The sequence below is a fragment of the Pseudomonas baetica genome, from assembly GCF_051216495.1.
In the GTDB taxonomy this organism is placed as follows: domain Bacteria; phylum Pseudomonadota; class Gammaproteobacteria; order Pseudomonadales; family Pseudomonadaceae; genus Aquipseudomonas; species Aquipseudomonas baetica_B.
On sequence record NZ_JBPKAM010000164.1, the window covers coordinates 1 to 8,378 of the forward strand.

The 8,378-nt window shown below is 63.2% G+C and carries 7 protein-coding genes; all 7 read right to left on the reverse strand.

Going from position 1 to position 8,378, the window contains the following annotated elements:
- Nucleotides 1-119 precede the first annotated feature (119 nt).
- On the reverse strand, nt 120-1,508 hold the full coding sequence (locus tag ACSFE6_RS29795; protein WP_435430959.1) for an amidohydrolase family protein: 1,389 nt from the start codon (nt 1,506-1,508) through the stop codon (nt 120-122).
- A 12-nt stretch (nt 1,509-1,520) separates the two neighbouring features.
- Entirely contained in the window at nt 1,521-2,876 is a 1,356-nt protein-coding gene (locus ACSFE6_RS29800; protein ID WP_435430960.1) for a nucleobase:cation symporter-2 family protein, read from the reverse strand.
- An 83-nt stretch (nt 2,877-2,959) separates the two neighbouring features.
- Nucleotides 2,960-4,006 (reverse strand): CobW family GTP-binding protein, encoded by a 1,047-nt coding sequence (locus ACSFE6_RS29805; RefSeq protein ID WP_435430961.1) that lies wholly within the window; start codon nt 4,004-4,006, stop codon nt 2,960-2,962.
- A 17-nt stretch (nt 4,007-4,023) separates the two neighbouring features.
- On the reverse strand, nt 4,024-4,728 hold the full coding sequence (locus tag ACSFE6_RS29810; protein ID WP_435430962.1) for a UbiX family flavin prenyltransferase: 705 nt from the start codon (nt 4,726-4,728) through the stop codon (nt 4,024-4,026).
- Complete coding sequence (locus ACSFE6_RS29815; protein WP_435430963.1) at nt 4,725-6,110, reverse strand: UbiD family decarboxylase; 1,386 nt, start codon at nt 6,108-6,110, stop codon at nt 4,725-4,727. The genes ACSFE6_RS29810 and ACSFE6_RS29815 overlap by 4 nt, the downstream gene beginning before the upstream one ends.
- Nucleotides 6,111-6,185: 75 nt before the next feature.
- Nucleotides 6,186-7,091 (reverse strand): amidohydrolase family protein, encoded by a 906-nt coding sequence (locus ACSFE6_RS29820; RefSeq protein ID WP_285416026.1) that lies wholly within the window; start codon nt 7,089-7,091, stop codon nt 6,186-6,188.
- A gap of 4 nt (nt 7,092-7,095) precedes the next feature.
- Nucleotides 7,096-8,025: an amidohydrolase family protein gene (locus tag ACSFE6_RS29825; RefSeq protein ID WP_435430964.1), complete on the reverse strand. Its 930-nt coding sequence runs from the start codon at nt 8,023-8,025 to the stop codon at nt 7,096-7,098.
- Between the last annotated feature and the right edge of the window lie 353 nt (nt 8,026-8,378).

Sequence of the window (8,378 nt, forward strand, 5' to 3'; positions counted from 1 at the left end):
CCCCCACACCCACCCCCCCCCCCCCCCCCCACCTCCCCCCCCCCCCCCCCCCCCCCCCCTCCCCCCCCCTCCCCCCCCCCCCCCCCCCCCTCCCCCACAGGGGATGTACCGCGCGCGGTTCAGTCGTCGATGTTCATCAACTGCCGCACCCCGTCCCACGCCTCGGCGCGCATCTGCTGCAGATCGAGCCCGGGTATCACGCCGTCATCGACCACCACGCGACCACCGACCAGGCTGTAGCGCACGGTAATCGGTTCGCCTGCCACCACCGGTGCCACGGCAATGTCGTGGAAGCCGAAGAAGCGCGGGTGGTCCAGGCCATAAATCACCAGGTCTGCCGCCTGACCGACCTCGAGGGTGCCGGTGGCGCCCAACCCCAGCACCTGGGCGCCACCGGCGGTGCCCCAATGAATCACGTCCTCTGCGGTCGTGGCGTATGCCCCTTGTTCGGCGCGATGGATCAGCCACGCGGTGTGCGCCTCGCCAACCATGCTTCCGGATTCGTTGGACGCTACGCCGTCGACCCCCAGGGAGATCGGTACGCCTGCCTCGAACATTTGTGGCACCGGCGCCACGCCACTGCCCAGGCGTGCATTGCTCACCGGGCAATGGGAAACTCCGGTGCCGGTTTGCGCGAGCATGCGGATTTCACCGGGTTGCAGATGCACCGAGTGAGCAAACCAGACGTCCGGCCCGAGCCACTCGTGTTCGGCGACGAACTCCACCGGCAGGCAGTTGTATTTTTCGCGGCAGAAATTCACATAATTCTGCGTTTCCGAAAGATGCGTATGCAGCCGCAGATCGAGACCGCGCGCGGTGTGTGCCAGCTCGCGCAACAGGGTCGGTGGTAGCGAGAAGGTGGGTGTTGTCGGCGCGACCACCACCCGGCGCATCGCATCGGGCGCAGACTGGTGATACCGCGACTTGAGTCGCTCGATATCGCCGACCATTTGATCCAGGGTTTCCGGTTGCAGGGCGGTTTTGGAGAACCCAGGGTGGGCGCTCGCCGATTCCAGGGCACCGCCGCGACACAGCACGAAACGCAGGCCGAAGGCATCGGCCATGTCGAACAGCAGGTCGCCGGTCTCGGTGGTGCCGTTGGCGTGATAGAGGTAATGGTGATCGGCACAGGTCGTCACCCCCGACAGCAACAACTCCGCCATGCCCAGCCGCGCGGCGATCCGCGCCAGAGGCGCAGTAAAACGATTGAGTCGCGGATACGGTACGCTCGCGAGCCAGCCCTGCAGGTCCTGGTTCAATCCTTCGGGTACCGCTTTGAGCAGATTCTGGAACAGGTGATGGTGGGTGTTGATCCAGCCCGGATAGACCACGCACTGGCGTGCATCGATCACCCGTTCACCTGGCCCGGCGACCAGGCCTTCGGCCATTTCGGCAATGCGACCGTCGACGATGCGAATATCGACGCTGCCGGCTCGGGCGCGGGGCCCGCGCAGACCGGTCATCACCGCTTGCGGATTCTTGATCAGGATCGTTTGAAGTTGAGTCATGGAAGGCTCCGGTCAGAGGCTGTGAGAGGCGGATTTGGCGGTTGCGGCATCTGCAACGCCGACACCGTTGAGCGTGGCGTTGAGCAGCACCGACACCAGGCAGGCGATCACCACGCTGCTGTGCAGGAACGGCTGCGACCACTCGGGCAATTGCTTGAACAGGGCAGGTGCCAGTACCGGCACCAGGGCGGCGGCGATGGTGAAGCTGACGATCAGCACGTTATAGCGATTGCGCTCGTAGTCGACCTTGGCCAGGGTCTGAATCCCTGCCGCCGCCACCACGCCGAACATGGCGATACCGGCGCCCCCGAGCGCAGCGGTCGGCATCGAAGCGATGATCGCGCCAGCCTTGGGCACCAGCGCCACCGAGCACATCAGCAAGCCGCTGACCGCCACCACCCAGCGACTGCGCACGCCCGTCAGGATCACCAGGCCGACGTTTTCCATGAAGGCAATGAACGGAAAGGCCGCGAACAGGCCGGCGATGGTGCTCGCCAGGCCATTGGCCCGCAGGCCGTTGATCACCTGTTTCTCTTCCACCGGTTTGTCGACGATGTCGCCGATGGCGACGAACAGGCCCATGGACTCCACCATCTGCACGATCATCACCACCACCATGGTGGCGATGGGGATCAGGCTGAAGGTCGGCAAGCCAAAGTGGAACGGGTAGGGCACCGTCAGCCACGGCGATTGCTGCACACTTTGAAAGCTGCCCATGCCCAGGCCGCAGGCCAGTAGCGCGCCGACCAGCATGCCGATCAACACGGCCATGTTGCGCAGCATCGGGCTGCCGTAACGGTTGACCAGCAGAATGGTCAGCAACACCACGGCCGCCACCGCCAGGTAGGCCGGCGCACCGAAATCACTGGCGTGACGGCCACCGCCGACCCATTCGTAGGCAATGGGAAACAGTTGCAAGCCGATCACGGTGACGATGCAACCGGTGACCACCGGCGGAAAGTAGCGTCGCAGTCGACCCACGAACGGTGCCACCAGCAGGGTGAAAATCCCGGCGCCGATCACCGCCCCGCAGACGCCGGCAAATCCCACCTGCGGGTTGCTGCCAATGGCAATCACCGGGCCGACGCTGCTGAACGCTACGCCCTGCAGAATCGGCAGGCGAACACCGAACTTCCAGAAACCCACCGTTTGCAGCAGGGTGGCGATGCCCGAGCAGAATAGCGTGGTGCTGATCAGCGCCACGGTATCGGCCTGGGACATTTTCAAGGCGCTGGCGACAATCAGCGGCACGGCGATCGCACCGATGTAGGAGACGGCCATGTGTTGCAGGCCGAGGGTGAGCATTTGTCGTACCGATAACACCTGGTCGACGGGATGGACGGCGGAAGCGGGAATGGCTGACGACATGGAGAATCACCTCTAGCTGTTGTTATTCGGTGAAGAGGGGTATTCGTGCCCGGAACCGCCATCCACCGGCTCCGATGCCTGTTTCAGCCTGCCAGGCAGGCGGCGAAGCCCTGGTTCAATGCCGCACGGTCCAGGTCGCGGCCGATGAACACGATCTTGCTGGAGCGTGGTTCGCTTCCCCATGGCGTCGATGCCCGGAACTCGACAAGGCTGTGTACGCCCTGCAGCACGTAACGCTGGTCCTGATCCGCGACGGCCAGCACACCTTTCATGCGATAAAGGTTGTCGGCCTGCTCGATGCGCAGTTGGCTGATCCAGCGGTGGAAGGCGCCCAGGTTGATTGCCGCGTCCACGGCGATGCCCACCGAAGACACGCTGGGGTCGTGCTCATGGTCGAGATCATCATGATCGTGATGATGTGCTTCGGCGGTGTGGTCGTGCCCGGCGCCGATCTCCATGAGCTTTTGCGTTGCCTCGAAGGCCCCGATACCGAGGATTTTCGACAGGTCGATTTCGGCGTAACTGGAGGTCACCAGATCCGCCGTGGCATTGAGGCCACGAATGTCCTCGCTCAGGGCCGCCACCTGCGCGGCACTGACCAGGTCGATCTTGTTGATGACGATGCGGTCGGCACAGACGATTTGATCCACGGCCTGGTTGTCCACGCCGTCGAGTTGTAGATCCTTCAGGTGCTGGGCGATATGTTTGGCATCGACCAGGGTGACGATGGCGTCCAGTTCCACTTCGTCGGCAATCGGGTCGTTGATAAAGAAACTCTGGGCCACCGGGTAAGGGTCGGCCAGGCCACTGGTTTCGATCAGGATGTGATCGAGCCGCACCGGACGCGCCACCAGTTCGCGAACGATGCGCACCAGGTCCTCGCGCACTTCGGCGGTGCAGCACACGCAACCGTTGACCATCTCGTAGATTTCTTCGGTTTCGGAGCTGAGCACAAGGTCGCCGTCGATGCCGACTTCGCCGAACTCGTTTTCGATCACGGCAATCTTGCGGCCATGATTCTCCTTGAGGATGTAGTTGAGCAGGGTGGTCTTGCCGGCACCGAGGAAGCCGGTGAGGAGGGTGACCGGGATTTTGGTGTTCGGGGTCGGGGCGTTGAAGGGGGTGTTCATGTGAGGCTCCTTAAAAACTAAAGGGTCGGAGTGCTATCAACTGTAGGAGCGAGCTTGCTCGCGATGGCGGTGTGTCTGGCAACGGGGTCTTCGGCTGTGATGGCCGCATCGCGGGCAAGCCCGCTCCCACAAGGGTCACGGCTGATTGAAGGGTTTTGGGGTTCACCCCAGCGCAGGGCGGTGCCAGCGTCGAGGCCGAATAGATCGAGGACACGGCCGAGGCTGTGATCGACCATTTGCGAAAGGTTTTGCGGGCGGGCGTAGAAGGCCGGGGCGGGCGGGGCGATGATGCCGCCCATCTCGGTGACGGCCGTCATGTTGCGCAGGTGGGCGAGGGTCATCGGCGTTTCCCGGGCCATCAGCACCAGAGTGCGGCGCTCCTTAAGGGTGACGTCGGCTGCACGGCCGATCAGCCCCGTGGACGTACCGGTGGCGATTTCCGCCAGGGTGCGCATGGAGCACGGCGCAACCACCATGCCCAGGCAACGGAACGAACCGCTGGCAATGCTGGCGGCCACATCGTCGGCGCGATGATAGTGGCTGGCCAGCGCGGTGACGTCGGCCAGCTTGTAGTCGGTTTCGTGGGCCATGGTCAGCAGCGCGGCGCGGCTGATGATCAGGTGGCTTTCGATGTTCAATTCGGCGAGCAATTGCAGCAGACGCACACCGTAGATGAAACCGGACGCGCCGCTGATGCCGACGACCAGGCGCTGGCGATTCATGATTGCAGGCTCGACAGCCGTTGGCGTGCACGCTCGACCACCGCTTGATCGAGCTGCGCCTTGATCCCGTCGAAGCCCGAACCGCGCGTGGCATCCAGGCCCATGCGAGAGGTCGTGCCTTCGACCGAGGACGAGGGGTCCAGCGGACTGCCCGGCAAACCATCGATCAGCAGAATGTCCCGGTGTGGCTGGAAGTGCGTGGCCAGCGCCCACAACACCTGGCTGTCGTCGCCGATGTCGATGTCGCTGTCCACCGCGATGACGGTTTTCAAGTACGGGTCCCAGCCGAGCAGGGCGAGCATGATCTGCCGTGCTTCGCCGTCGCGGCTCTGATCCAGGGCCACGTAGCAATGGAAATGGGTACCGGAATTGGGGTAGTGCACGGCGGTGACGGCGGGAAAGCGTGCCTTGAGCTTCTCGCTCATTTCCGCTTCCCGTGGCAACCGGGCCAGGGTCAGGTGTTCGGCGTAGCGGCCACCGACCACATCCACCAGCCAGGCATCCTTGCGTTTCATCAGGGTATCGACCCGCAGCACATTGTTGGTCGAGCGATCGGAGGAGTAACCGCTGAATTCACCGAATGGACCTTCCTCGGCGTAAGCCGACGGGTCGATGGCGCCCTCCAGGACAAATTCCGCGCAGGCCGGTACGCCTATGCCGTAGCGCGGAGTCTTGACCAGCTCCACGGCGGCACCGAACAAACCGCCGGCCACGGCACGCTCGTCGCTGCCGAACGGCAAGCGCGCCGCGGCCGCGAGCATGAACAACGGGTGTGCGCCCACCACCATGGCCACGCGCAATTCTTCGCCACGCTCGCGGGCGGTTTGCAGCATGCGCCATAGATGACCCCGCGAATGCAGGCTGGTGGCGAGGGTTTGCCGGGCATGACGCATCGAACGGTGGTAGCTCATGTTGGCAATGCCGCTGACCGGGTCTTCGGCAATGATGATCGCGTTGGTGATGTAGGGGCCGCGGTCGCTGTCGAAATGCTTGAGCATCGGCAGCAGGGCCAGGTCCACGGCTTCGCCTTCGAAGACTTCGTCCAGCACCGGACCGGTTGCCACGTAGCGTGGGGCGATGGGCTGGTTGGCGCGGGCCTGGAAGGTTTCGTGCAGTTGGGTCGGGGTGACGCCGAAGATCCGGGCGATGCGGGTCCGGGAGGCGAACAGATTGGTGACCACGGGTGTGGCGAATGTGCCGACGTTTTCGCAGATCAGCAACGGATCGCGGCCCTGTTCCGTCAGGGCATCGACCAGGGCGGTGATGTCCTGGTCGGCGCTGAGCGATTCGCGCACGGTGAGCACATCGTCCGGAAACTGCCGGCGATAGGCATCGATGAAATCGTGGAAATCCTGGGTATCGCCGAGCGTGGAGAGGGTCATGGTTTCACCTCAAAGAATCGTTGCGAGTTCCCTGTGGGAGCGAGCAGGCTCGCTCCCACAGGGGGCGCTTTTTGCCTACAGGTAGGTCGTGGTCAGGCGGATGTCGGCCTCGGCCAGGTCCTTGGGCGGCGGTGTCGGCTCGATGCCGCACAACCGGGCGATGTTGTTACCCAGGTAGTCCTCCAGATGATCCTCATCGATCCCCAGGCCCTGCGGTGCCGGTGAGCACAACACCTCCAGTTCGCGCAGCCACATGCCCGGTTCGTTGGGTGGCGAGTCGGTGCCGAACACGATTTTGTTGCGCGGCAGTTCCTTGGCGAACTCGACGATCCGTGACTGGAAGCACCAGCCGGATTCGCAGTACACGTTCGGCGTGTCCATCGCCATCCAGAACGCCTCGAACGAATAGTTGCCCCCGGTCTGGATACCGAAGTGACCGATGATGAAGTTGACCATCGGAAACTCGCGGATGATCGGGTAGAACATCGTCGGGATGGTGTACGGGCCGTCACCGGTGTGGATCAGCACCACGATGTTGTACTTGGCGCAGACCTTCATCGCCGGACGCAACCAGTCCAGTGCGCGGTCGGGACGATAGCCGTGCATGTTGGCGTGCAGCTTGAGCATCTTGAAACCGTATTCCTTGATGTGGAATTCCAGCTCCGCCGCACCGTTTTCCGGTCCCCAGCGCGGGTTGAAGTTGAAGTTTCCGATGAACCGGTCCGGGTACTTCACGCACAGTTCGGCCACATAGGACATGTAGTCGCGCACGCCTTCGCGACCACGACGGTTGCCGTCGCGATAACCGGTATTGCCCGGTGGCGGTTGGATGAAGCCCATGTCGATGCGGCGCGGTTTGCCGTTGATGATGTAGGGGCCGTCCATCAGCTTGAGCATGCGTTCGCCGGTGAAGGGTTCACCGGTATGGCGCCAGGCTTCGTCGACCAGGTTGGTGGGGTGCAGATGGGTGTCGATGATCATGGGGTCAGCTCCTGGCCAATTGAGTGGTGACAGGGCGCTTGAGTTGCGCCTCGGCGTCGGACACGGAACGCGGCGGCGGTGTCGGTTCGAGGCCGATCATCCGCGCGGTGTTGTTGCCCAGATACTCTTCGAGGGTGTCCTCGTCGAGGTTCAGGCCTTGCGGCGGCTCATGGCACAGCACTTCCAGCAGGCGCAGCCACATGCCCGGTTCGTTCGGCGGGGTGTCGGTGCCGAACAGGATCTTGTGGGTCGGCAGCACCTTGGCGAACTCGACGATCCGCGATTGCAGGCACCAGCCCGATTCGCAGTAGACGTTGGGCAACTCCATGGCCCATTGCATCGGTTCGAAGACGTAGACGCCGCCGGTCTGCACCCCGAAGTGCGCCATGATGAAATCGACGTTGGGGAACTCCTTGATCATCGGTACCCATTCGGACGGGATGCTGTAGGGCCCGTCACCGGTGTGCAGCTTCACCGGGACACCCAGTTCGGCACATTTTTCGAAGGCCGGGCGCACCCAGTCCAAGGCCCGGTCAGGACGGTAGGCGTGCATGTTGGCCTGCATCTGGACCATCTTGAAACCGTGTTCCTTGACGTAGCGCTCGATCGCCTCGACGCCGTTTTCGACACCGCAGCGCGGGTTGTAGACGAAGCAGCCGATGAAGCGGTCGGGGTAGGTCTGCACCATTTTCAGGGTGTAGGCCATGTAGGCATCAATGGATTCGCGGCCACTGAGTTCGCCGTCGGTCCAGGTGTAGATGGTGTTGCCCTGAGGGGGCTGGATGAAGGCTTTGTCGATGCGGCGAGGCTTGCCGTTGACCATGTACGGGCCATCCATCATCTCCAGCAGACGCTCGCCGGTGAACGGGTCACCGTCATGCCTCCAGGCGAGGTCCACCAGATCGGTGGGATAGCAGCTGATATCGATGATCATTGAAGTCGATCTCCTGATAGCGGGGTAGGGAACCTGGCGGTTCACAAGCAGCCGCGTCCGGGCAATCGGCCATTTCTATGCGCAAAAGACTCGCGCATTCCCTCGCCTGGTCGCATCCGGCCCGGGGCGCTGGCTGCTTGGGGGCAAGTATTGAAAGGGGGGGAAGGGTTCGTACAATACTAATTGGATGGGGTGTTGATACGTGTTCGATATGGCCTGGGTTTTGTAGCGCAGCTGCGGGCCTGGGGGGGGGGGGGGGGGAGGCCCACAAAGAGAGGGGGGGAAAGGTGGGGGGGGGGGGGTCTTGGAGAAGGCACAGCCCCGCGGGGCCGGAGAAAACCCAGCACACACGT